Origin of the sequence: Citrobacter sp. Igbk 17 (genome assembly GCF_028069775.1) — a bacterium.
Lineage (GTDB): Bacteria > Pseudomonadota > Gammaproteobacteria > Enterobacterales > Enterobacteriaceae > Citrobacter.
In genome coordinates this window covers 164,366-188,202 of record NZ_JANEWI010000004.1, presented here as the reverse complement: position 1 = coordinate 188,202, position 23,837 = coordinate 164,366, and the positions used below count along the sequence as shown (strand labels likewise).

Below are 23,837 nucleotides of genomic sequence, written 5' to 3'. Positions count from 1 at the left end.
TAATTTCCTCCGGTATCGTTTTTCTCCGCGTTTGTCTTTAACTTGGCCCTCGTGATGTTTTTTTCGTCACGTAAGGAATAAGACCAACAGGAGAGTTAAATGGGTCACAACACACACACGCAGCAAAAAGTGGGATGGGGCGGCTATCTCGCTTTTTTTATCACAATTGTCCTTTTTTCCGGCATGTTTGCGAAAAGTACCGAATGGTGGCGGGTGTTTGATTTCACCCTCCTCAACGGTGCGTTTGGGCAAATTAATACGGCTGGCGAAACGGCGGTCTCTTTTCGCGGTACGGGCGGTATGGGGGCAAAAGATGGTTTTTTATTCGCACTTGAATTGGCTCCTTCCGTCATTCTTTCTCTCGGGATTATTTCCGTAACCGAAGGGCTTGGAGGGCTGCGCGCGGCACAACAGCTAATGACGCCTGTTCTACGACCTTTACTCGGTATCCCGGGTGTATGCTCGTTGGCGCTGATCGCGAATTTGCAAAATACCGATGCGGCGGCCGGGATGACTAAGGAAATGGCCGAAGCGGGGATCATTACCGAGCAGGAACGCGCCATCTTTGCTTGTTGGCAAACCAGCGGTAGCGCGTGCATCACTAACTATTTTTCGTCAGGCGCAGCCCTGTTTACGATGGTCACCGTACCGGTAATCACGCCGCTGGCGGTGATCCTTGTCTTCAAGTTTGTAGGGGCGAACCTGTTGCGGTTGTGGATCGCACAGCTTGAAAATCGCCGTATGCAGCAGGAGGGCTGAGATGATGACAACACACGTACGTAAAAATGTCATGGATATGTTTATCGATGGCGCACGACGCGGGTTTACCATTGCCACGACCAGCTTGCTACCTAACGTGGTGATGGCGTTTGTGATTATTCAGGCGCTGAAGGTGACGGGGTTACTCGACATCGTAGGCAGGGTATGTGAACCGATCATGGCGTTGTGGGGACTGCCGGGGGAGTCTGCCACCGTGCTGCTGGCGGCGGTGATGAGTATGGGCGGTGGCGTCGGCGTTTGTGCAAGCCTGGTTGTCGCAGGTACGCTTTCAGGACATGATGCTACGGTATTGCTACCGGCTATCTACCTGATGGGGAATCCGGTGCAAAATGTTGGACGTTGTCTGGGAACGGCGGGAGTCCATCCTCGCTACTACCCGCTGATTATTGCAGTCTGCGTGATTAATGCGCTGCTCTCTATTTGGGTTATGCAGGTTATTGCCTGACAAGGAAGGTTATGAACTGTTCCATTCTTAATTTGACGTTGTTCCAGCATGGACACGTATACGCACCTGAAGATTTAGGCCAACAGGATATTCTGGTTTCTGGCGGAAAAATTGTCGCCATCGCCCCGTCTATTGCGGCAGAAGATTTTCCCGGTTGTGAGTGCATCAATCTTGAAGGGGCAATTGTTTGTCCCGGCTTTATCGACCAACACGTCCATCTGATTGGCGGTGGTGGGGAAGCGGGACCGCACACCCGCACGCCGGAAGTACGTCTGTCACGACTGGTTGAAGCCGGTATCACTTCCGTCGTGGGATTGTTGGGAACGGACGGGATTACCCGTCATCCTGAGTCGTTGCTGGCGAAAACCCGTGCGCTGGAATTTGAGGGGATCAGCGCCTGGATGCTCACTGGGGCATATTCTCTACCTTCACCTACGATAACCGGCAGTATTGACCGCGATGTTGCGCTAATTGACAAAGTGATTGGCGTGAAATGCGCAGTTTCGGATCATCGCTCCTCTGCCCCAAATGCAACGGCGCTGGCGAACATGGCGGCGCAGTCGCGTGTTGGTGGGTTATTAGGGCAAAAACCCGGGATTAGCGTATTTCATATGGGGGACAGTCCGCGCATGCTGGAACCGCTGTATGAAATTCTGGCATGTTGCGATGTACCGATGACCAAACTGTTGCCAACGCATGTTAATCGCGCGGAACCGTTGTTCCATGCGGCGTTAGACTATGCCCGGAAAGGGGGCTATATCGATATCACCAGCAGTATTGATGAGCCTGTTGATCCGGCAACGGCGATCGCTACAGCATTGCGCCACGAAGTGCCGCTATCGCGTATTACCCTGAGCTCGGATGGCAACGGTAGCCAACCGGAATTTGATGCGTCCGGTAATCTGACAGGGATTGGCGTCGCAGGATTTGAATCACTGGCGGAAACGGTGCGTCAACTGGTGCAGATTCATGCGATACCGCTGGAACAGGCGCTTTGCCCGCTTACACGCACAGTCGCGGAGTTTCTTGGGCTTGCGCATAAAGGCCGTCTGACGGTGGGATGCGATGCGGACATTCTGGTGCTGAACGACGCGCTGGAAGTGAATGACCTGTGGGCGAAGGGGAAAGCCGTGGTGAAAGAGAAAAAGGCGTGCGTTAAAGGGACGTTTGAGTAACCGGGTGGTTATCTGCCGGATGGCGACGCTAAAGCGTCTTATCCGGCCTACGTGCGTGCATTTGTAGGCCGGATAAGGCGTTCACACCGCCATCCGGCATTTCACGGTCAGGCGTTTTCCAGAACCCAGTTCAGCACGATGTCGTGGTGATTGCTGGTTTTGAAATCATCAAACACATGTTCAATTTTGCCTTCGGCATCAATCAGGAAGCTGATGCGGTGGATGCCATCGTAGGTCTTACCCATAAATGACTTTTCACCCCAGACGCCAAACTGCTCGCAAACCTGATGATCTTCATCAGACAGGAGCGTGAAGTTAAGCACTTCTTTCTCCGCAAATCGGGAAAGCTTTTCTGGTTTATCGGTGCTTATTCCCAGCACCTCAACACCGGCTTTTTTTAACTGATCCATGTTATCGCGCAAGCCACAGGCTTGTACGGTACAGCCGGGCGTCATGGCTTTCGGGTAGAAATAAACCAGAACACGCTGTCCCTGGAAGTCGGTTAAATTTACTTGTTCTCCGTCTTGATCCGGCAAGCTAAATTTCGGTGCAATATCACCGGCTTTCAGTGGGTTCATTACTTAACTCCATCCTGTTCATCATGCTGTGAGTAATTGACGACGTTAATACTGCCTTGCGCATTGAGTTCTGTACAGAGTGCTTTAAACGCATCCTCAATATTTGCCGAATCATGTGACGCAGGACTATGTGCGGTAATTTGAATAAACAATTGTGCAGCCTTGCCGTTTTCTGCCGGCTGTGTGCGCGAAACCAGTTCCGCAATATTCATTTGGTGGCTGTCAAAAAGGGCGGTAAAGCGCTCAATCAAATGAGGAGAGTCGGGGACATCGACCTGCACCCATACCGTGGCGGGCATCGCCGGGCGGGGGCGAGCCGTCGTACGCTTCATCACAATCAATAAATCCAGCTCTGCGCCTTTCAAAGGCAGGGTTGATTCAATCAGGGTGATGGCATTCCAGGTTCCGGATAACAACATGATAAACGTAAACTCGTCACCCAGCATGGCCAGTCGGCTGTCTTCGATATTACAGCCACAACTGCTGACATGACGGGTGATAGTGTTCACAATTCCCGGGCGGTCAGCACCCAGCGCAGTAATGACCAGATAGTGTTGCGATGACGATGTCAAACCTGTTCTTCCTTTGAGCGGTGAGGTAATCATAAGGAAAGCATAAAAAAAACATGCATACAACAATCAGAAGGGCTATGGTCGCTTGCTTTTATTGTCGTACCAAACGTACCATTGAGACACTTGTTTGCACAGAGGATGGCCCATGTTCACGGGAAGTATTGTCGCGCTTATTACGCCGATGGATGAGAAAGGTAAAGTCTGCCGGTCGAGCCTGAAAAAACTGATTGATTATCATGTCGCCAGCGGCACCTCGGCGATCGTTTCGGTTGGCACCACCGGTGAGTCCGCTACCCTGAGTCATGATGAACATGGCGATGTGGTAATGATGACGCTGGAGCTGGCCGATGGGCGTATTCCGGTTATTGCCGGAACCGGCGCCAATGCGACCGCAGAAGGCATTAGTCTGACGCAGCGTTTTAACGACAGCGGTGTTGTCGGCTGCCTGACGGTGACGCCTTATTACAACCGCCCAACTCAGGAAGGTTTGTTCCAGCATTTCAAAGCCATCGCGGAACATACTGACCTGCCGCAAATTCTGTATAATGTGCCGTCCCGTACTGGCTGCGATATGCTGCCGGAAACCGTTGGTCGCCTGGCGAAGGTAAAAAATATTGTCGCTATCAAAGAGGCCACAGGGAACTTAAGTCGTGTTCACCAGATCAAAGAGCTGGTTTCAGACGATTTTATTCTGCTCAGCGGTGATGATGCGACCGGACTGGACTTCATGCAGCTCGGTGGTCATGGCGTGATTTCCGTAACAGCTAACGTTGCGGCACGCGATATGGCTGAAATGTGCAAACTGGCGGCAGAAGGGCATTTTGCCGAGGCGCGGGTGATCAACCAACGTCTGATGCCGTTACACAATAAACTATTTGTCGAACCCAATCCTATCCCAGTGAAATGGGCATGTAAGGAGTTGGGACTTGTGGCGACCGATACGCTACGTTTGCCGATGACACCAATCACGGACAATGCTCGTGATATCGTCAAAGCGGCGCTTAAGCATGCCGGTTTGCTGTAAAGTTTAGGGAGATTTGATGGCTTACTCAGTACAAAAGTCGCGCCTGGCCAAGGTTGCGGGTGTTTCGCTTGTTATGTTGCTCGCGGCCTGTAGTTCTGACTCGCGCTATAAGCGCCAGGTGAGCGGTGATGAATCCTATCTGGAGGCCGCACCGCTTGCTGAGCTTCATGCGCCAGCTGGGATGATTCTGCCGGTTATGACCGGCGACTATAACATCCCGGTAACCAACGGCAGCGGTGCCGTGGGGAAAGCGCTGGACATTCGCCCACCGGCTCAGCCATTAGCATTAGTCACTGGTGCCCGCACTCAGATCGCGGGCGATACGGCGACATTGCTGGTGGAAAATGGTCGTGGCAACACGCTGTGGCCGCAGGTCGTGAGCGTTGTTCAGTCTAAAAACTACGCCATCGCGAAACGTGATGATGCCAGCCAGACGCTGACCACCGATTGGGTTGACTGGAACCGTCTGGATGAAGACGAACAGTACCGTGGACGTTATCAAATCTCGGTTAAACCGCAGGGCTATCAGCAGGCGGTGACGGTGAAATTGATTAACCTCGAGCAGGCGGGTAAACCGGTAGCCGATCCGGCATCCATGCAGCGCTATAGCGCTGAGATGATGAACGTTATCTCTGCGGGTCTGGATAAGAACGCCACTGACGCTGCGAATGCCGCGCAGAACCGTTCTGCCGCGACGATGGACGTTCAGAGTGCGGCAGATGACACCGGTTTACCGATGCTGGTGGTTCGTGGGCCGTTCAACGTGGTGTGGCAGCGTCTGCCGGCAGCGCTGGAAAAAGTGGGCATGAAAGTGACCGATAGCACCCGTTCTCAGGGCAGCATCGCGGTGACTTACAAACCACTGTCAGACAGCAACTGGCAGGAACTGGGCGCAACCGATCCAGGACTTGTATCCGGTGACTATAAACTGCAGGTGGGTGATTTAGACAACCGCAGTAGCATGCAGTTTATCGATCCGAAGGGACATACCCTGACGCAAAGCCAGAACGACGCGCTGGTTGCCGTCTTCCAGGCAGCGTTCAGTAAGTAAAAATGAAGGGCTGGAGTTATCCAGCCCTTTTTTTCTGATATGATACGCAAACGTGTGCGTCAGCAGAAAAACGCAATATTTATCGTTAATTCACACCCAGGAGTAATAAAGATGCAAAAGCAAGCTGAGTTGTATCGTGGTAAAGCGAAGACCGTATACAGCACGGAAAACCCGGACCTGTTGGTGCTCGAATTCCGCAATGATACGTCAGCAGGGGATGGCGCGCGCATTGAACAGTTTGACCGTAAAGGTATGGTGAATAACAAATTCAACCATTTCATTATGACCAAACTGCAAGAAGCAGGCATTCCTACCCAGATGGAGCGACTGCTTTCCGATACCGAATGTCTGGTGAAAAAACTGGAGATGGTGCCGGTTGAATGTGTGGTACGTAACCGCGCGGCAGGCTCACTGGTTAAGCGTTTAGGCGTTGAGGAAGGTATTGAACTGAATCCGCCGCTGTTTGATCTGTTCCTGAAAAATGATGCTATGCACGATCCAATGATTAACGATTCCTATTGCGAAACTTTTGGTTGGGTGAGCAAAGAGAATCTGGCACGTATGAAAGAGCTGACCTACAAAGCCAACGACGTGCTGAAAAAGATGTTCGATGATGCAGGCCTGATTCTGGTCGACTTCAAACTTGAGTTTGGTTTGTATAAAGGTGAAGTGGTGCTGGGCGACGAATTCTCACCGGACGGTAGTCGTCTGTGGGACAAAGAAACGCTGGATAAAATGGACAAAGATCGCTTCCGCCAGAGTCTGGGCGGGCTGATCGAAGCCTATGAAGCCGTCGCGCATCGTCTGGGTGTGAAGTTAGACTAATCCTCCCCCTGAGCCGGCGATCGCTCTCCGGCTCATCAATCCCCCCGATTTTGATTACTGTTTCTTATGGTAATCCTGTTCCGAACCGCCTACGATCATCAACATAATGAATAAAAAGTTGAGGTGACTATGCGCTGGCAAGGGCGTCGTGAAAGTGACAATGTGGAAGACAGACGAAATAGCGCCGGCGGTGGTCCTTCCATGGGCGGCCCTGGTTTTCGTTTGCCGAGTGGTAAAGGCGGTATCATTCTGCTGATTGTGGTGCTTGTTGCGGGCTATTATGGCGTAGATCTCACCGGACTAATGACCGGCCAGCCTGTTTCGCAACAGCAAACCACACGCTCCATCAGCCCAAATGATGATGAAGCCGCAAAATTTACCTCAGTGATACTGGCAACGACCGAAGATACCTGGGGTCAGCAGTTTGAAAAAATGGGGCGCACCTATCAACAGCCGAAGCTGGTGATGTATCGTGGCGCGACGCGTACCGGCTGCGGTGCGGGCCAGTCCGTGATGGGCCCGTTTTATTGCCCGGCGGACGGTACGGTATATATCGATCTTTCCTTCTATGATGACATGAAAAATAAACTGGGTGCCGATGGCGATTTTGCTCAGGGCTATGTCATCGCGCACGAAGTAGGCCACCATGTGCAGAAACTGCTGGGTATTGAACCGAAAGTTCGCCAGATGCAGCAGAATGCCTCTCAGGCCGAAGTGAATCGCCTTTCCGTTCGTATGGAGCTGCAGGCGGATTGCTTTGCGGGTGTCTGGGGACACAGTATGCAGCAGCAGGGTGTACTTGAATCCGGCGATCTGGAAGAGGCGTTAAACGCCGCTCAGGCCATTGGTGATGATCGTTTGCAACAGCAAGGGCAAGGACGCGTTGTGCCCGATAGCTTTACTCACGGCACCTCGCAGCAACGTTACACCTGGTTTAAACGCGGCTTTGACAGTGGCGATCCGGGACAATGTAATACCTTTGGCAAGGGCATTTAAGATATTGAGGCAGGGATGTCTGACAATGCAGCACTGAGTGCGCTCACAGAACAGATGAGCCGCGAAGGGATTCGTCGTCTGCTGATAATCAGCGGCGAAGAAAACTGGTGCCAGGCCCAAGCGTTAGCGCTACGCAATACATTGCCGGGCGACTGGCTATGGGTGGGAGCAACAGCTCCTGCTGAGCCGAACTGTACACCCCAGGCGCTACAGACGCTGTTAGGGCGTGAATTTCGCCATGCCGTTTTTGATGCCGGACAGGGGTTTGACGCCGCGGCATTTGCCGCCTTAAGCGGAACGCTGGTTGCCGGCAGTTGGCTGGTGTTGCTGACCCCACCCTGGCAGGACTGGCACACGCATCCGGACTCGGATTCCCTGCGCTGGAGCGACTGCGCTGAACCTATCCCAACACCGCACTTTGTTGAACACTTCAGGCGAGCAGTGGCTCGTGAAGGGGAAACGCTGCACTGGCAACAGCATCAGGCGAAATCCTATCCGCATTTTCCTGTGCGAGCAGACTGGCAGCCGGCAAACGGCGATCCTCAGCCGGAACAGGCGAAGATTTTACATCATTTGCTGGATATGCCTCCGGGTGTGGTTGCGGTGACCGCCGCGCGTGGTCGGGGTAAATCTGCGCTGGCCGGGCAGTTGATTTCGCGTATGAAGGGGACGGCCATCGTTACCGCACCGGCGAAAGCGGCAACGGATGTACTGGCGCAATTTGCCGGGGAACGCTACTGCTTTATGGCGCCGGACGCGCTGTTAGCCAGTGCTGAAACGGCTGACTGGCTCGTTGTTGATGAAGCTGCTGCGATTCCTGCGCCGCTTTTGCATCAGCTGGTTTCACGTTTTCCCCGCACGCTGTTAACGACAACCGTTCAGGGCTATGAAGGAACCGGCAGAGGTTTTTTGTTGAAATTCTGCGCTCGCTTCCCAAATCTGCAACGCTATGAATTACAACAGCCAGTGCGTTGGGCACAGGGATGCCCACTGGAAAAAATTGTCAGCGATGCGTTGGTGTTTGATGATGAAACCTTTACTCATGCACCACAGGGTGAGATTCGCTTCAGCGCATTTGATGCGAATGTCTGGCATACCAACCCGACGCTACCGCTGGCGGTCTATCAATTGCTCTCCGGCGCGCATTATCGCACTTCACCACTGGATCTGCGCCGGATGATGGATGCGCCGGGGCAGCATTTTCTTCAGGCATCGGGCGTGGACGCTGTTGCGGGCGCTGTCTGGCTGGTGGATGAGGGTGGCCTATCCACAGCGTTAAGTCAGGCTGTGTGGGCGGGATATCGTCGGCCAAGAGGCAACCTGGTTGCGCAGTCACTGGCGGCGCATGGCAGCGATCCGCTGGCCGCAACGCTGGTTGGCCGGCGGGTTAGCCGTATTGCGGTTCATCCTGCTCGTCAGCGGGAAGGTATCGGGCAGCAACTGATTATGCAGGCCCATCAGTATTCTTCGCAGTGTGACTATCTTTCCGTCAGTTTTGGTTATACGGCCGAGTTGTGGCGTTTTTGGCAGCGCTGCGGTTTTGTCATGGTGCGGATGGGGAATCATCGTGAAGCCAGCAGCGGGTGCTATACGGCAATGGCGTTGCTTCCTATCAGTGATGCAGGGCAGCGCCTGGCTGAGCGGGAGCATCAGCGATTGCGTCGTGATGCGGCGATCCTCGCACAATGGAATGATGAGTGTATCCCGGTCGTTCCACTGAAAGCGTCTACGCTTAATGATGATGACTGGGATGAGCTGGCAGGGTTTGCCTTCGCGCATCGGCCGTTACTCACATCACTCGGTTGTCTGAGTCGTCTGCTCCAGCACTGTGAACAGCCTCTCCCGGCGCTGCGAGGGCGTTTACAGGAACAATGCAGTGACGCGGAATTGTGCAAGCGGCTGAAGGTATCGGGGCGCAAAGCGTTGTTGCTGGTTCAGCGTGAAGAGGCGGCGCAGGCGTTAGCGCAGTTGGATATCGAACGTCAGCAACAGTTACGTAATCGCATTATGCAATGGCAATTTTTTCACTAACTTCTTCAATTTCCTGGCATGGTCATTGCGGTTAAGCGGCGTAGAATAATTCTCATCAGTTAAGGAGATCGCCATGAAACATGACCATTTTGTTGTTCAAAGTCCCGATAAACCCGCTCAACAGTTGCTGTTGCTGTTTCATGGTGTCGGCGATAATCCGGTAGCCATGGGCGAAATTGGTTCCTGGTTTGCACCACTGTTTCCGGACGCGCTGATTGTCAGTATTGGTGGCGCTGAGCCTTATGGCGCAGCCGGTGGGCGTCAGTGGTTTTCGGTTCAGGGTGTAACAGAAGAGAACCGTCAGGCGCGTATTGATGCCATCATGCCGGTCTTTATCGAAACCGTTCGCTATTGGCAGAAACAGAGTGGTGTGTCACCTCAGGCTACGGCGTTGATTGGTTTTTCTCAGGGGGCGATTATGTCACTCGAGAGTATCAAAGCTGAGCCGGAGCTGGCATCGCGGGTCATCGCCTTTAATGGGCGTTACGCTACCTTGCCGGAAGTGGCTACCACCGCTACCACAGTGCATTTGATTCACGGCGGTGAAGATCGGGTGATTGAGTTATCTCATGCCGTTGCTGCGCAGGAAGCGTTAATTCGAGCAGGTGGGGACGTAACGTTGGATATTGTTGATGCCCTCGGACATGCCATTGATGAACACAGCATGCAGTTTGCGCTCGACCATCTGCGTTTTACCGTGCCGAAGCACTACTTTGATGAAGCGCTGAGCGGTGGTAAGCCTCACGATGATGATGTGATTGAGATGATTTAACCTGTAGGCCGGATAAGGCGAAGCCGCCATCCGGCATGACAGTCAGTGATAGTGCCGGATAGCAACGTGATATGTGTTATCCGGCCTACAAATTATTTCTTCGGCTGATCCTTGTTCGGCCAATCGTCGTCATCGTCCCATTTATCGTTAAAATCACGATGCGGGGGAAGCTCCGGCTTATTGGCGAGAAACTTCTTGTGGTCGACACGCTTAAGATCTTTGATCACATTCAGCAGTACCCCCACCAGAAACACCAGCACTAAAATCCACCAATATTTTGCCAGCCAGTCCATGCTTATTTCCTCTTGCAGGAACACTCATCAGGCGACGAGTTGTTCCATGATACGTTGATACATACGGGCAAGTAGCTGCAGGTCGGCGGCATTGACGCATTCATTTATTTTATGAATGGTGGCATTGACCGGCCCAAGTTCCACCACCTGTGCCCCCATGCGGGCAATAAAGCGCCCGTCGGACGTCCCGCCTGTCGTCAGTAACTGCGGTTTAATTTCATTATAGTGCTCAATGGCGTTCACCACTGCATCCACCAGTTTACCGCGTTCGGTCAGGAACGGTTGGCCGGAAAGCCACCAGTCTACTGTGTAACGCAGTTGGTGCTTGTCCAACAGTTCCAGTACCCGCGACTTAATCATTTCGTCGTTTAATTCGGTACTGAAGCGGAAGTTGAACTGAATAAACAGTTCGCCGGGGATGACGTTGTTGCTGCCCGTGCCTGCCTGAATATTGGCAATCTGCATGCTGGTTGCCGGGAAGAACTCATTGCCCTGATCCCACTCAATCGCCACCAGCTCATTGAGCATTGGTGCAGCCCGGTGTACTGGGTTATCAGCCAGATGCGGATAGGCCACATGTCCCTGTACGCCATGAATAGTCAGGTTGCAGGTGAGGGAACCACGGCGTCCATTTTTTACCACGTCACCGACGATTTCGGTGCTGGACGGCTCACCGACCAGGCAATAATCCAGCCGCTCATTGCGCGCCATCAGCGTTTCAACGACCTTCACGGTGCCGTTTTTAGCGCTGGCTTCTTCGTCAGACGTTATCAAAAATGCCAGACGCCCTTGATGGTTCGGATGTTGGGCGACAAATCGCTCTGCCGCCACGACCATTGCCGCCAGCGAACCTTTCATATCGGCCGCACCGCGCCCGAACAGCATGCCGTCGCGAATGGTCGGTTCAAACGGCGGATTGATCCACCGATCAACATCGCCTGCGGGCACTACGTCGGTGTGACCGGCAAATGCCAGGGTCTCACCTTTTCCGCGCCATGCCCAAAAATTCTGTGTGTCACCAAAATCCATTCGCTCAACGGTAAAACCTACCGCACGCAGACGTTCAATCATTAACGCCTGGCACCCGGCATCATCCGGGCTCAGGGAAGGTCGGCGAATAAGCTGCTGTGTCAGCTCAATAACCGGGCACGACATAGACTATACCTCATTAAAAAACTGCAAATACTCGTCATCTTTCAAGCTGCATGTGCGGCGATGGCATTCACTCACTCCAGTCACTGACTTTAGTAAGCTCCTGTGGCTCATTCGCTGGTTGCCTTCCCGCTGCCCGAAATCCATTGAGTATAACTGGATTCACTGAAACCAAGCAGCATAGGCTTACCCGGCTCGCAGAGCAATGGGCGTTTGATAATTGCAGGCATTTCAATCATCAATGAGGCGGCAGCAGTGGCATCCGTGATTTGATTACGCGTTGCTTCATCCAGTTTGCGCCAGGTGGTTCCCCGCGTATTGAGCAGCGCCTCCCAGCCTAACTCGCTGATAAAGGACTGTAACAGTGCGTTGTCCAGACCGTCGACACGATAATCATGGAAGCGGTAGTCAATACCCTGCGTTTCCAGCCAGCGTCGGGCCTTTTTAATTGTATCGCAATTCTTAATGCCGTAGAGGGTGATCATGTGAATCCTTATTAACGTATTTTGAATACTTATTCTTGTATTGTCGCGTTTCTGATAATACATATTGTCATTCATTCGTTATAGAAAAATATAACATTGTTGAACAACGGTGAATAATGATTCCTGAAAGTTCCAAAATTTCACGTCGAGCGGTATTTCAGAATTAACCTGTTTGCATCAGTCTGTTTTTCCATCAAAATTGGCAAAGTCGTAGATTATGTGTGAATATTTCAAAATATTGCAGTGAGTCACATAAAATTTATGGGTATAGCGCATAGTGATGACATGACCCCAAGTACTGGAGGATGTAATCACAACCATCGGTTAAATTATCTTCTTTTAATGAGGATGATTTCGTAGAATGCCCATAATAATAAGAGAGGTCGTTATGATTGAACGTGAACTGGGGAACTGGAAAGACTTTATCGAAGTGATGCTTCGTAAATAATTTTCTGGAAGAAATTCATATCCTGAAAAGGATGAAAAAGGCGACTCATCGTAAGTCGCCTTTTTTGTGCCCGATTATTCTGGGCGTGGCTTCAGCGGGAAGCGTCTACGCACCAGCACAAAGAACAGCGGGACGAAGAAAATCGCCAGAATGGTGGCTGAAATCATCCCACCCATGACACCGGTCCCAACCGCATGCTGGCCGCCGGAGCCAGCACCGCTACTGATTGTCATCGGTAGTACCCCGAAGATAAACGCCAGCGATGTCATGAGAATCGGACGTAAACGCTGGCGACACGCATGCAGCATAGCGTCGAGCAGGTCGTGTCCTTTTTCGTTCATCTCGTTGGCGAATTCAACAATCAGTATCGCGTTCTTCGCCGATAGCCCGATTACCGTTAATAAGCCGACCTGGAAATAAACATCGTTTTCCAGGCCCCGCATCCAGGTCGCCAGCAGCGCGCCAATGACCCCCAACGGTACGACCAGCATAACGGAGAACGGTACCGACCAGCTCTCGTACAGCGCAGCCAGACACAGGAATACGACCAACAGCGAAATGGCGTACAGGGCAGGAGCCTGAGATCCCGATAACCGTTCCTGATACGACATCGCCGTCCATTCAAGGCCAAATCCGGTTGGTAACTGGCGAACCAGCGATTCCATCACGTCCATTGCCGTACCAGTACTGACTCCGGGTGCGGCTTCGCCGACGATTTCAACAGCAGAATAACCGTTATATCGCTCCAGACGCGGTGAACCGGTTTCCCAGCGCGAAGTGGCAAACGCGGAGAAAGGTACCATGCCGCCGCTGCTATTGCGCACGTACCACAGGTTAATATCGTCCGGGAGCATGCGGTATTTTGCCGCAGCCTGGACGTAAACCTTCTTCACGCGGCCCCTGTCCATAAAGTCGTTTACGTAGCTGGAGCCCCACGCCGTCTGCAATGTGTCGTTGATGTCGTCAATGGAAACGCCCAGCGCCTGGGCTTTACGCTGATCGATATCAATTTGCAGTTGCGGACTGTCATCCAGACCGTTATGGCGAACACGGGTCAGTGAAGAGTCTTTCCCGGCAAGCTCAATTAATTTGTCGCGTGCAGCCATTAGCGCGTCATGGCCTGCGCCGGCGTGGTCCTGTAATTCCATATCGAAACCCGCGGAACTACCAAGGCCGCTGATGGCCGGAGGGCTACTGGCGAAGACGCGGGCTTCTTTAATCTTGTTAAAGGCCTTGGTCGCGCGTTCGATAATGGCAAAGGAGGTACCGGTGGTGGTATCGCGTTCATCCCAGTCTTTTAACCGGACAAACATGCGCGCCACGTTCTGTCCGTTCCCCCCTGGACCGGAACCAACCGTGGAGAAGACGGACATAATGTTGTCTTTTTCGTGAGTGAAGTAGTACTTCTCGACTTCCTCAACGACTTTTAATGTTTGCTGCTGCGTGGAGCCGCTCGGTAACTGTACCGAGGTGGTAAACATCCCGCGGTCTTCTAACGGCAAGAAGGACGTTGGCAGGCGCAGGAACAGGAACACCATCCCGCCAAGCAGCAGTCCGTAGATCAGTATCCAGCGCAGGCTGCGATGCAGGATCCGGGCAACGCCTTTTTCGTAACGCTCAGCGTTGCGGTTAAACATCCGGTTAAACCAGCCGAAGAAGCCTGTTTGACCATGATGCTCACCTTTATGCAGCGGTTTAAGTAGCGTAGCGCACAGGGCAGGGGTGAGGATCATCGCCACCAGAACGGACAGCACCATCGCGGAGACGATAGTAATCGAGAACTGGCGATAAATGGCCCCAGTCGTACCGCCGAAGAAGGCCATTGGAATAAAGACCGCCGACAGCACCATAGCAATACCGACCAGCGCGCCCTGGATTTGCCCCATTGATTTTCGCGTCGCTTCACGTGGTGAGAGACCTTCCTCACTCATAATACGCTCGACGTTTTCCACCACCACGATAGCGTCATCAACCAGCAGGCCGATCGCCAGCACCATCGCAAACATTGTTAAGGTGTTAACGCTGTAGCCAAAGGCGTAAAGCACGGAGAAGGTACCCATCAGGACGACGGGAACGGCGATTGTCGGGATAAGCGTCGCACGGAAATTTTGCAGGAACAGGTACATCACAAGGAAAACCAGCGCGATTGCTTCGAGCAGCGTTTTCACCACATCGATAATCGACGCTTTGACGAAAGAGGTGGTTTCATATGCCACCTTGTATTCCAGCCCGTGCGGAAAATACTGCGACAGCTCATCGAGGCGGTTGATGACCAGTTCCGCTGTTGCCATTTCATTGGCACCAGAGGCCAATTTGACACCAAGTCCGGACGCGGGGTTGCCATTAAACCGGCTGAGGTAGTCGTACTTCTCGGCCCCCATTTCGACCGTTGCCACATCGCCTAGTCTGACTTCCGAGCCGTCCTGGTTAACACGTAGTGTAATATCGCGGAACTGTTCCGGCGTTTGTAGTAGTGACTGCGCGTTGATCGTTGCATTCAACGCCTGTTTGTCCACCGAAGGCGTACCGCCAAGCTGCCCAACTGCAATTTGCGCATTCTGTGACTCAATAGCGTCAGTCACATCTTTGGCAGTCATCTGGAAGCTGTTAAGTTTGGCTGGGTCGAGCCAGATACGCATGGAATACTGTGAACCGTAAGCATCAATATCCCCTACACCGTTAATACGGCTAAGCGGGTCCTGAATATTACTCGCCACGTAGTCGGCAATATCTTGCTTATCCATTGAACCATCGGTAGACACAAAAGCGATGGTTAGAATATTGGTATCCCCGGTTTTTCGCACCGTAACACCCTGATCCTGTACCGCCTGTGGCAGTTTACGCATCGCCGATTGCAGCTGGTTTTGCACCTGCTGTACAGCTTCATCAGGATCGGTCCCTGCCACGAAGCTAAGCGTCACCGTCGCCTGACCGGTTCCGCTGCTTTGGGATGACATATACATCAGATTGTCGAGACCCGTCATGTTCTGCTCGATAACCTGGGTCACCGTGTTTTCCAGAGTTTGTGCAGATGCGCCTGGATAGTTTGCGGTTACCCGCACGTTTGGCGGTGCCAGGTCAGGATATTGCTCAACGGGCAGCGAAAAAATAGCCAGGGCTCCCGTCAGGCACAACAGGATAGCTAACACCCAGGCAAAAATGGGGCGATCGATAAAAAAATTCGCCATTAAAAGGGGACCTCGTGTTTCTGCGTATATTTATGCGTATGACTTGCTTCACTGTAGCGGCAAGGTACGGAGCAAACGTGGAGAAAAAAAGAAGATAATGTAAATTATCATGCCCGTTTACAGCGTACCTTTTGTGCCAATGCCGTCAGGCCTGAATTCAGGCTTTCCGACGCTTTGCCGTTCTTTACGTTAGCTGACTGTCGGTCTCTGCCGATCGAAAGCTGATGCTCACCAGCGTGCCTCCTCCGGAAGGTTGCGAGAAGGTCAATGTACCGCTGAGTCTCTCTGCGCGCTCACGCATGATATTCAGACCGTAGTGCCCCGTAGGCTCATGAGGCTCACCGATGCCGACACCGTTATCACGGATATAAACGGTATGATTACCATCCGGCGCGGTCACACAACTGACTGCAATTTCGCTGGCATTGGCATGCTTAATGGCATTCAGCACGGCTTCACGGACGATCTGTAAAAGATGCACCTGCATTTGCGCGTCCAGTGCCAGTGTTGGCAGTCGACAATCGAGAGTCAGTTTAGCAGATGTTTGATTTTGCAGCGTTTCCAGCATTTCATGCAGGGCGGAAGGCAAATCGGCCTGCTGTAACGTCAGGCGGAAGGTGGTAAGCAGCTCGCGCAATTGGCGATAAGCATCATTCAGTGCCTGGGAGAAGTCCGCCATGATGCTTTGCGCCGGAATGTTATCCTGCGGAATAGCGCGTTTCAGTAGCGTAAGCTGAATACGTAAATAGGAAAGTACCTGTGCCAGCGAGTCGTGGAGCTCGCGGGCGATTGTTGCTCGCTCTTCCATTAACAGCAACTGCTGAAAATGCTTTTGCGCCTGGTTGAAGTACAGCCCGCGCCCGAGCATAGTTGATACGCTGTTGAGTAGTGGTGTGGAAGCATTGACATTCGGGCTTTGCCAGTGCAGTTCACCGTACACCGTATCTTGCATCGTGACGGGCAGGATCTGCATCGGCAGTTCAGGGCTTGCTGTTCCTTCGCTGATTCGCCAGTTATCACCGACGGTGAGCTCCAGAAAATACGCGGCGTCATGTTCGCGGACAATCTGTAAAATATGGCGGAAGCAGTACACGTCAATCTGGCTGGTATTCAGTGCCTGGGAACATTGATATAACACTTCCAGGCGGCGATTGGCTTCGTGGAGATCGTGGGTTTTCTCGGCGACGGAGGCTTCCAGCGAGCGGTACAGCTTATGCAACTCACTCGACATCTGGCTAAACGTCTTCGCCAGTAATCCCAGTTCGTTGGGGAGTTGTGTATCCAGCGGTGAGATATCAAACCGACCGTGTTCAATATGCTGGCTGGCCATCACCAGCTTATTCAGCGGGCGCACGACCTGCTGGCGAATACGCCGTAGCGTAAAGAAGACGAGGGTGAAGATGCCGATCCCCCCTGCCAGCGATATGCCAAAAACCAACATCACCTTGCGCTCGGCATAATGCTGAAGTGCCAGCACAAAGAGATCGATTTGATCGACGTAGTTGTTGATATTGGACTGATACCACTGCAAGTCGCCATTGGTCAGACGGGCGTTCATTTCCAGCCAGTTAGCATGCAGGCGGCCATAGCGACTTTTTACCGTTTGCGGAACATACCAGGCATTCAGGTTTTGCAATGCTGGCGCGTTAAGCGCTTGCTGGAAAAGCTGACGGTGGGCGTTTAACTGCGGGCTCTGGCTTTGCAAATCGTAACCTAATCGATAGCTTTGCATACGCAGAGAGCCGGCAATATTGATGGCTTCAGCATCCCGCAAGCTGCTGGTCAGCGTAAGCAGTGCAATACCCGTTGAGAGAATCGACAGCAACACTATATAGAAAAAAGCCTTAGCCAGGCTGGCCGAGACCGGACGCTTTACCGTCACTTGCGCACCCTCACACAATTCACGCCACGCTCCGACTCAACCTGAACGATTCAGCGTATTTGATAAATGTTAAAAAAGTAATCATGAAACTGATTATTAAATGAAACACAATTTCATATTCGATGAAATAAATTGATCTGCCACAGGTTCTGGATAAATAGTTGTGCTTCCTGGGCAAATGAACATTGCCGCCCTCTTCAGGGTCGGTTAATAACAACAGTCATATAAAGAATAAGGTTTTCGCAACCAAAAAAGAAGGAAGCCATGAATCGTTTTATTATGGTCAATAGCCAACAGTGCCTGGGATGCCACGCCTGTGAGGTCGCCTGCGTCATGGCCCACAATGACGAGCAACATGTCCTGAGCCAACGGCATTTTCAGCCCCGAATTACCGTCATCAAGCATCAGCAACAGCGCAGTGCAGTCACCTGCCACCACTGTGAAGATGCCCCTTGTGCCAGAAGTTGCCCGAATGGGGCCATTAGTCATGAGCACGACAGCGTTCAGGTGAATGCGCAAAAGTGTATTGGCTGCAAATCGTGCGTCGTTGCCTGTCCTTTTGGTACGATGCAGATCGTACTCACTCCTGTCGCTAAAGGAAAGGTAAAAGCAACAGCGCACAAATGCGACCTGTGTCAGGGGCGTGAAGAGGGTCCGGCTTGCGTGGAGAACTGTCCGGCGCAGGCGTTACAACTGGTGACGGAAAGTTCGCTTACCGGATTATCAAAAGCACGCCGGCTGCGTACGGCAAGTCTCGAAAGTCAGCCCTGGCATGCCAGCGCGACCGATTTTACGCCCCATTTGCTCACCAGGCGCGAGCAGATGCAGGCGACTCCACCGCGCGGTGAGCCGGATAAATTGGCTATAGAAGCCCGTAAAACCAGCTTTGATGAAATATACCTGCCATTTCGTACGGCGCAGGCGGAGCGGGAAGCATCTCGCTGCCTGAAGTGTGGCGAGCACAGTATTTGCGAATGGACATGCCCACTGCATAACCACATCCCGCAGTGGATTGAACTGGTAAAAGCCGGGAACATTGATGCGGCGGTAGAGCTTTCTCACCAGACTAACTGCCTGCCAGAGGTGACTGGGCGCGTCTGTCCGCAGGACCGACTGTGCGAAGGGGCCTGCACGGTGCGAAACGAACATGGCGCGGTGACTATCGGCAATATTGAACGTTATATTTCTGACCGTGCGCTGAGCAAAGGATGGCGACCTGACCTAAGCCATGTACAGAAAGTCGATAAACGTGTCGCTATTATTGGCGCTGGTCCGGCAGGTCTTGCCTGTGCTGATGTGTTAGCGCGAAACGGCGTCAGCGCCACCGTGTTCGATCGTCATCCTGAAATCGGCGGTTTGCTGACCTTTGGTATTCCGGCTTTCAAGCTGGACAAATCGCTGCTGGCGCGCCGCCGTGAAATCTTTAGCGCCATGGGCATTCATTTCGAACTGAACTGTGAAGTGGGTAAAGACGTGGCGCTGTCCTCGTTGCTGGACGATTACGACGCCGTATTTGTGGGGGTTGGTACTTATCGCTCGATGAAAGCCGATCTACCAAATGAAGATGCGCCGGGCGTTTATGATGCACTGCCGTTCCTGATTGCCAATACCAAACAGGTGATGGGGCTGGATGCGTTGCCGGAAGAGCCCTTTATTGATACCGCAGGGCTGAACGTTGTCGTGCTGGGCGGCGGCGATACGGCGATGGACTGTGTGCGAACCGCGTTACGTCACGGTGCGAGTCAGGTGACCTGCGCCTATCGTCGTGATGAAGCCAACATGCCGGGCTCGAAAAAAGAGGTGAAGAACGCGCGTGAAGAGGGAGCCAATTTCGAATTTAACGTTCAGCCGGTTGAACTGATGTTAAAGGCTGATGGACGCGTCAGCGGCGTACGTTTTTTACGTACCCAACTCGGTGAGCCTGATGCTCAGGGGCGTCGCCGCCCGGTCCCTGTTGCCGGGAGTGAGTTTGTCATGCCCGCTGATGCGGTGATTATGGCGTTTGGTTTTCACCCGCACGGTATGCCGTGGCTTGAGAGTCAGGGTGTGAAGGTCGACAACTGGGGACGTATTGCAGCGAATGTGGAGAGTGCATACCGGTATCAAACCAGCAATCCGAAAATCTTTGCTGGTGGTGATGCAGTTCGCGGTGCGGACCTGGTCGTTACTGCGATGGCGGAAGGGCGACATGCCGCACAGGGCATCATTGACTGGCTGGGCGTAAAATCAGTCAAATCTCATTAGCCTAAGGTCAAGACAAACCCGGTTTCACGGCGTAGTATTATTTCTCACTTCTTGCTGTGGAGCCGGTATGTCGCAAAAAATTACCCTCATCAAAGATAAAGTCCTTTCTGATAACTACTTCATCCTGCGCAATATCACCTATGACCTGACCCGCAGCAATGGCGAGGTCATTCGCCACAAACGTGAGGTTTACGATCGCGGTAACGGTGCCACAGTTTTGCTGTATAACCCGGAGAAAAAAACCGTCGTGCTGACCCGTCAGTTTCGTATTGCGACCTGGGTCAACGGCAATGAAAGTGGACAACTGATTGAAGCCTGCGCCGGGTTGCTGGACAACGATGAACCGGAAGTTTGCATTCGTAAAGAAGCCATTGAAGAGACCGGCTATGAAGTGGGCGAAGCACGGAAACTTTTTGAGTTATATATGTCGCCGGGCGGCGTGACGGAGATCATTCACTTTTTTATCGCGCAATACAGTGACAGCCAACGGGCAAATGCGGGTGGCGGTATTGAAGATGAGGATATTGAAGTACTGGAATTGCCTTTTGAACAGGCACTATCGATGATCAAAACGGGCGAGATTCGCGACGGGAAAACGGTGCTGTTACTTAACTACCTGCAATCGTCGCATCTTATGGATTAGCGGTCAGAGTTTATATTTCTTTACAAAGATACAGGCCAATCCGACGATTCTTATTGAGCCTCATCAGTCGCGCAAGGAAGATACCGCCTGGGCTGTGTGTTTTGATTTCGGGGTTGTACCGTCCATGCGCTATCGCATTATTTTCTTGTTCCTGCTCGGCCTGTTACCGGCCCGCTTGCTGTGGGCGGCACCTGCGCAACAGGCATTTTCTGATTGGCAGGTGACCTGCAACAATCAAAACTTCTGCGTGGCGCGAAATACGGGAGATCATCACGGCCTGGTGATGACCCTGAGCCGCAGTGCCGGGGCGCATACCGATGCTGTGTTACGTATTGAACTTGGCGGTATGGATTCTCCTGATGTCAAAGAGGCCGATATTGCGCCGCGCTTGCTGCTGGACGGCGCGCCACTCCCATTGGCCGGTGAACACTGGCGTATTACGCCCTGGCATTTGATGACGGATGATCCGGCTACCATCGGTACATTTTTACAAACCGTGCAGGATGCGAAAGCCATTACCCTACAAAAAGGTACGCAAACGCTGTCTCTGTCTGGGCTGAAAGCAGCATTGTTGTTTATTGATGCGCAACAAAAGCGCGTCGGTAGTGAAACCGCCTGGATTGAGAAAGGAGACGAGCCGCCGCTCAGCGTTCCGCCGGCTCCCGCCCTGAAAGGTGTGGCGGTGGTTAATTCCACGCCAACGCCACTCACTCAACAGGAGCGTAGCGAGCTGTTGGATTATGGCAACTGGCGGATCAATGGCATCCGCTGTTCACTCGATCCCATGCGTCGTGAGATGCGGGTTTTCGCCTTAACGGACGATAAAGCTCTGCTGATGATCGGCTGCGAAGCAGGGGCATACAACACCATCGATCTGGCATGGACCGTTTCTCGCACCACGCCGTTTACCTCTCGCGCTGTACGTCTGAGCCTGCCATTTAAAACCGATGCAGACAGTACCGACATGGAGCTGACCAATGCCACGTTTGACGAGAAATCTCGTGAGTTGGTCACTCTCGCCAAAGGGCGAGGTTTATCGGACTGCGGGATCCAGACTCGCTGGCGGTTTGACGGCCAGCGCTTTCGTTTGGTGCGTTACGCACAAGAGCCAAGTTGTGATAACTGGCATGGACCAGATGCCTGGCCCACGCTGTGGATCACGCGTTAATTTAATGCCGGATGCGACTGCGCCTTATACGGCCTGATGGTGATAGAGTTCGTAGGCCTGATAAGACGCGTGAGCGTCGCCATCAGGCGTTCAGCACCTTATGCGCTTTGTCGACAATGTTCTCCACCGTAAAGCCGAAGAACGGGAATAGCTTGTCCGCCGGGGCGGATTCTCCATATCCCGTCATACCGACAATAGCCCCTTTCAGGCCGACGTATTTGTACCAGTAGTCGGCAATACCCGCTTCTACTGCCACGCGTGCGCTCACGTTTGCCGGCAGAACCGATTCCCGGTAAGCCTCATCCTGGGCGTCGAAAATATCCGTTGAGGGCAGTGAAACCACACGGACATTGCGGCCTTCACCCGTCAGCTTTTCCGCTGCCAGCAATGTAATTTCCATTTCTGAACCTGTAGCAATCAGGATGACATCGGGTTTTCCTCCACCGTCTTTCAGCACATAGCCACCGCGGGCAATCTGCTTCACCTGCTCGGGCGTACGTTCAATCTGTGCCAGATTCTGTCTGGAGAGGATCAACGCCGTGGGTCCGTCATGACGCTCCACCGCCAGCTTCCAGCCGACCGCTGTCTCCACCTGATCGCACGGACGCCAGGTGCTGAAGTTAGGTGTCAGGCGCAGGCTGGCGAGTTGTTCGACGGCCTGGTGCGTCGGTCCATCTTCTCCCAGGCCAATCGAGTCATGGGTATAGACCATGATCTGCCTGGCTTTCATGAGTGCCGCCATGCGTGCGGCGTTACGGGCATACTCGACAAACATCAGGAAGGTCGCAGTGTACGGCACAAAACCACCGTGATGAGCGATGCCGTTGGCAATGGCGGTCATGCCAAATTCACGCACGCCGTAGTGAATATAATTGCCAGCGGGATCTTCTTTCAGGGATGCTGAGCCTTTCCAGATAGTCAGGTTGCTGGGCGCGAGATCTGCCGAACCACCAAGCAGTTCAGGGAGTATTGGCCCGTAGGCGTTCAGTGTATTTTGCGAAGCCTTGCGGCTGGCGATTTTGGCCGGATTAGCCTGCAGTTCGGTAATGTATTTCTGGGTTGTTTTTTCCCATTCGTCGGGGAGTGCGCCGCGCATCCGGCGGGTAAACTCTGCTGCCAGTTCCGGGTATGCGTGTTGGTAAGCCGCGAATTTCGCATTCCAGTTCTGTTGCGCTTTTTCCCCTTTTTCGCGTGCATCCCATGCCCGGTAAATTTCTTTCGGGATCTCAAAGGGCGGGTGATGCCAGCCCAGTTTCTGACGGGTCAACGCCACTTCTTGTTCACCCAGCGCGGCACCGTGCGCTTCTTCTTTTCCTGCTTTATTGGGGGAGCCAAAACCAATCACCGTCCGACAAATAATCAGTGACGGCTTATCGGTTACGCGCTGTGCTTCCACAATTGCTTGCTTCACGGCTTCAGGGTCGTGGCCATCAATCTCGTGCACCACATGCCAGTGATAGGCTTCAAAGCGTTTCGCTGTATCGTCGGTAAACCAGCCTTTGGTTTCGCCATCAATCGAGATACCGTTGTGATCGTAGAAACCGATCAGTTTACCTAGCCCCAGTGTGCCCGCCAGCGAACAGGCTTCGTGAGAAATCCCTTCCATCAGACAGCCGTCACCCATAAAGACGTAGGTGAAGTGACTGACAATTTCGTGATCCGGCTGATTAAATTGTGCAGCCAGCGTCCGTTCAGCTATGGCCATCCCAACCGCGTTTGCGAGTCCCTGACCCAGTGGACCCGTGGTGGTTTCCACGCCCGGTGTGTAGCCAATTTCCGGATGCCCTGGCGTCTTTGAGTGCAGTTGGCGGAAATTCTTTAGCTCTTCTAACGGCAGATCGTAGCCGGAAAGGTGTAGCAGGCTGTAGAGCAACATAGAGGCATGACCGTTGGACAGGATAAATCGGTCACGATCGTACCAGCTGGGGTCGGTTGGGTTGTGGTGGAGAAAATCGTTCCACAGCACTTCAGCGATATCGGCCATGCCCATCGGTGCACCGGGATGGCCAGAGTTAGCTTTTTGGACGGCATCCATACTCAGCGCACGAATGGCATTGGCAAGCTCTTTACGGGTCATAGGAAATA

General features: G+C 52.9%; 21 protein-coding genes. 13 read left to right on the top strand and 8 right to left on the bottom strand.

Annotated features, from left to right (window positions below; all coding sequences use genetic code 11):
- Positions 1-99 precede the first annotated feature (99 nt).
- From NNO08_RS04325 to iadA, 3 genes are read left to right on the top strand one after another with little or no spacing between them, the layout of a single operon-like run.
- Entirely contained in the window at positions 100-759 is a 660-nt protein-coding gene (locus tag NNO08_RS04325) for a nucleoside recognition domain-containing protein (protein ID WP_271448596.1), read from the top strand.
- A gap of 4 nt (positions 760-763) precedes the next feature.
- Complete coding sequence (locus tag NNO08_RS04320) at positions 764-1,225, top strand: YjiG family protein (protein WP_271440253.1); 462 nt, start codon at positions 764-766, stop codon at positions 1,223-1,225.
- An 11-nt stretch (positions 1,226-1,236) separates the two neighbouring features.
- Complete coding sequence (iadA, locus tag NNO08_RS04315) at positions 1,237-2,400, top strand: beta-aspartyl-peptidase (protein ID WP_271448595.1); 1,164 nt, start codon at positions 1,237-1,239, stop codon at positions 2,398-2,400.
- Positions 2,401-2,507: 107 nt separating this feature from the next.
- Here the strand turns inward: iadA and bcp are convergent, their stop codons facing one another.
- On the bottom strand, positions 2,508-2,978 hold the full coding sequence (gene bcp, locus NNO08_RS04310) for a thioredoxin-dependent thiol peroxidase (protein ID WP_137384768.1): 471 nt from the start codon (positions 2,976-2,978) through the stop codon (positions 2,508-2,510).
- Positions 2,978-3,550, bottom strand: coding sequence for a glycine cleavage system transcriptional repressor (locus NNO08_RS04305; RefSeq protein ID WP_003037954.1), 573 nt, complete (start codon positions 3,548-3,550; stop codon positions 2,978-2,980). The genes bcp and NNO08_RS04305 overlap by 1 nt, the downstream gene beginning before the upstream one ends.
- A gap of 145 nt (positions 3,551-3,695) precedes the next feature.
- Here NNO08_RS04305 and dapA point away from each other — a divergent pair, with 145 nt between their 5' ends.
- The 6 genes from dapA to ypfH all read left to right on the top strand — a co-directional run bounded on the left by dapA (position 3,696) and on the right by ypfH (position 10,249).
- A complete protein-coding gene (dapA, locus tag NNO08_RS04300) occupies positions 3,696-4,574 on the top strand; it encodes a 4-hydroxy-tetrahydrodipicolinate synthase (RefSeq protein WP_005121885.1) in 879 nt (292 codons plus the stop codon).
- 16 nt (positions 4,575-4,590) lie between these two features.
- On the top strand, positions 4,591-5,625 hold the full coding sequence (gene bamC / locus NNO08_RS04295) for an outer membrane protein assembly factor BamC (protein WP_271456247.1): 1,035 nt from the start codon (positions 4,591-4,593) through the stop codon (positions 5,623-5,625).
- Between the two features lie 111 nt (positions 5,626-5,736).
- Positions 5,737-6,450, top strand: coding sequence for a phosphoribosylaminoimidazolesuccinocarboxamide synthase (gene purC, locus NNO08_RS04290; RefSeq protein ID WP_003835086.1), 714 nt, complete (start codon positions 5,737-5,739; stop codon positions 6,448-6,450).
- Positions 6,451-6,579: 129 nt separating this feature from the next.
- A complete protein-coding gene (ypfJ, locus tag NNO08_RS04285) occupies positions 6,580-7,446 on the top strand; it encodes a KPN_02809 family neutral zinc metallopeptidase (RefSeq protein ID WP_202038085.1) in 867 nt (288 codons plus the stop codon).
- A gap of 15 nt (positions 7,447-7,461) precedes the next feature.
- Positions 7,462-9,477 carry a tRNA(Met) cytidine acetyltransferase TmcA gene (locus NNO08_RS04280; RefSeq protein WP_271456246.1) on the top strand — a complete coding sequence of 672 codons (2,016 nt, stop codon included), beginning with the start codon at positions 7,462-7,464 and terminating at the stop codon, positions 9,475-9,477.
- Between the two features lie 73 nt (positions 9,478-9,550).
- Positions 9,551-10,249: an esterase gene (gene ypfH, locus NNO08_RS04275; RefSeq protein ID WP_271456245.1), complete on the top strand. Its 699-nt coding sequence runs from the start codon at positions 9,551-9,553 to the stop codon at positions 10,247-10,249.
- 92 nt (positions 10,250-10,341) lie between these two features.
- Here ypfH and NNO08_RS04270 read toward each other — a convergent pair whose 3' ends face one another.
- The 3 genes from NNO08_RS04270 to NNO08_RS04260 all read right to left on the bottom strand — a co-directional run bounded on the left by NNO08_RS04270 (position 10,342) and on the right by NNO08_RS04260 (position 12,179).
- Positions 10,342-10,542 (bottom strand): YpfN family protein, encoded by a 201-nt coding sequence (locus NNO08_RS04270; protein ID WP_003835080.1) that lies wholly within the window; start codon positions 10,540-10,542, stop codon positions 10,342-10,344.
- 27 nt (positions 10,543-10,569) lie between these two features.
- Positions 10,570-11,697, bottom strand: a complete 1,128-nt coding sequence (gene dapE / locus NNO08_RS04265; RefSeq protein WP_137384763.1) for a succinyl-diaminopimelate desuccinylase — start codon at positions 11,695-11,697, stop codon at positions 10,570-10,572.
- 107 nt (positions 11,698-11,804) lie between these two features.
- Positions 11,805-12,179 (bottom strand): ArsC family reductase, encoded by a 375-nt coding sequence (locus NNO08_RS04260; protein WP_202038088.1) that lies wholly within the window; start codon positions 12,177-12,179, stop codon positions 11,805-11,807.
- Between the two features lie 388 nt (positions 12,180-12,567).
- Here NNO08_RS04260 and ypfM point away from each other — a divergent pair, with 388 nt between their 5' ends.
- Positions 12,568-12,627, top strand: a complete 60-nt coding sequence (gene ypfM, locus NNO08_RS04255) for a protein YpfM (RefSeq protein ID WP_001386977.1) — start codon at positions 12,568-12,570, stop codon at positions 12,625-12,627.
- Between the two features lie 74 nt (positions 12,628-12,701).
- On the opposite strand, the gene acrD is transcribed toward ypfM, so the two are convergent.
- Both acrD and narQ read right to left on the bottom strand, forming a co-directional pair.
- Entirely contained in the window at positions 12,702-15,815 is a 3,114-nt protein-coding gene (acrD, locus tag NNO08_RS04250) for a multidrug efflux RND transporter permease AcrD (protein WP_271456244.1), read from the bottom strand.
- Between the two features lie 184 nt (positions 15,816-15,999).
- A complete protein-coding gene (gene narQ, locus NNO08_RS04245) occupies positions 16,000-17,697 on the bottom strand; it encodes a nitrate/nitrite two-component system sensor histidine kinase NarQ (RefSeq protein ID WP_271448589.1) in 1,698 nt (565 codons plus the stop codon).
- 264 nt (positions 17,698-17,961) lie between these two features.
- Between narQ and aegA the strand changes: the two genes are divergently transcribed.
- The 3 genes from aegA (at position 17,962) to NNO08_RS04230 (ending at position 21,752) form a co-directional block, all read left to right on the top strand.
- Positions 17,962-19,941 carry a formate-dependent uric acid utilization protein AegA gene (gene aegA / locus NNO08_RS04240; protein ID WP_271456243.1) on the top strand — a complete coding sequence of 660 codons (1,980 nt, stop codon included), beginning with the start codon at positions 17,962-17,964 and terminating at the stop codon, positions 19,939-19,941.
- 67 nt (positions 19,942-20,008) lie between these two features.
- Complete coding sequence (gene nudK, locus NNO08_RS04235; RefSeq protein WP_061068315.1) at positions 20,009-20,584, top strand: GDP-mannose pyrophosphatase NudK; 576 nt, start codon at positions 20,009-20,011, stop codon at positions 20,582-20,584.
- Between the two features lie 124 nt (positions 20,585-20,708).
- A complete protein-coding gene (locus tag NNO08_RS04230; RefSeq protein WP_271456242.1) occupies positions 20,709-21,752 on the top strand; it encodes a DUF1176 domain-containing protein in 1,044 nt (347 codons plus the stop codon).
- 82 nt (positions 21,753-21,834) lie between these two features.
- Here the strand turns inward: NNO08_RS04230 and tkt are convergent, their stop codons facing one another.
- A complete protein-coding gene (tkt, locus tag NNO08_RS04225) occupies positions 21,835-23,829 on the bottom strand; it encodes a transketolase (RefSeq protein ID WP_271456241.1) in 1,995 nt (664 codons plus the stop codon).
- Positions 23,830-23,837 lie beyond the last annotated feature (8 nt).

What these genes read in the sequence shown, in the direction of transcription:
- nudK (WP_061068315.1), top strand. Translation starts at nt 20,009, where the DNA reads ATGTCGCAAAAAATTACCCTCATCAAAGATAAAGTCCTTTCTGATAAC.
- NNO08_RS04280 (WP_271456246.1), top strand. Translation starts at nt 7,462, where the DNA reads ATGTCTGACAATGCAGCACTGAGTGCGCTCACAGAACAGATGAGCCGC.
- iadA (WP_271448595.1), top strand. Translation starts at nt 1,237, where the DNA reads ATGAACTGTTCCATTCTTAATTTGACGTTGTTCCAGCATGGACACGTA.
- dapE (WP_137384763.1), bottom strand. Translation starts at nt 11,697, where the DNA reads ATGTCGTGCCCGGTTATTGAGCTGACACAGCAGCTTATTCGCCGACCT.
- NNO08_RS04320 (WP_271440253.1), top strand. Translation starts at nt 764, where the DNA reads ATGACAACACACGTACGTAAAAATGTCATGGATATGTTTATCGATGGC.
- ypfH (WP_271456245.1), top strand. Translation starts at nt 9,551, where the DNA reads ATGAAACATGACCATTTTGTTGTTCAAAGTCCCGATAAACCCGCTCAA.
- tkt (WP_271456241.1), bottom strand. Translation starts at nt 23,829, where the DNA reads ATGACCCGTAAAGAGCTTGCCAATGCCATTCGTGCGCTGAGTATGGAT.
- acrD (WP_271456244.1), bottom strand. Translation starts at nt 15,815, where the DNA reads ATGGCGAATTTTTTTATCGATCGCCCCATTTTTGCCTGGGTGTTAGCT.
- dapA (WP_005121885.1), top strand. Translation starts at nt 3,696, where the DNA reads ATGTTCACGGGAAGTATTGTCGCGCTTATTACGCCGATGGATGAGAAA.
- NNO08_RS04270 (WP_003835080.1), bottom strand. Translation starts at nt 10,542, where the DNA reads ATGGACTGGCTGGCAAAATATTGGTGGATTTTAGTGCTGGTGTTTCTG.
- NNO08_RS04260 (WP_202038088.1), bottom strand. Translation starts at nt 12,179, where the DNA reads ATGATCACCCTCTACGGCATTAAGAATTGCGATACAATTAAAAAGGCC.
- NNO08_RS04230 (WP_271456242.1), top strand. Translation starts at nt 20,709, where the DNA reads ATGCGCTATCGCATTATTTTCTTGTTCCTGCTCGGCCTGTTACCGGCC.
- bamC (WP_271456247.1), top strand. Translation starts at nt 4,591, where the DNA reads ATGGCTTACTCAGTACAAAAGTCGCGCCTGGCCAAGGTTGCGGGTGTT.
- aegA (WP_271456243.1), top strand. Translation starts at nt 17,962, where the DNA reads ATGAATCGTTTTATTATGGTCAATAGCCAACAGTGCCTGGGATGCCAC.
- ypfJ (WP_202038085.1), top strand. Translation starts at nt 6,580, where the DNA reads ATGCGCTGGCAAGGGCGTCGTGAAAGTGACAATGTGGAAGACAGACGA.
- bcp (WP_137384768.1), bottom strand. Translation starts at nt 2,978, where the DNA reads ATGAACCCACTGAAAGCCGGTGATATTGCACCGAAATTTAGCTTGCCG.
- purC (WP_003835086.1), top strand. Translation starts at nt 5,737, where the DNA reads ATGCAAAAGCAAGCTGAGTTGTATCGTGGTAAAGCGAAGACCGTATAC.
- NNO08_RS04325 (WP_271448596.1), top strand. Translation starts at nt 100, where the DNA reads ATGGGTCACAACACACACACGCAGCAAAAAGTGGGATGGGGCGGCTAT.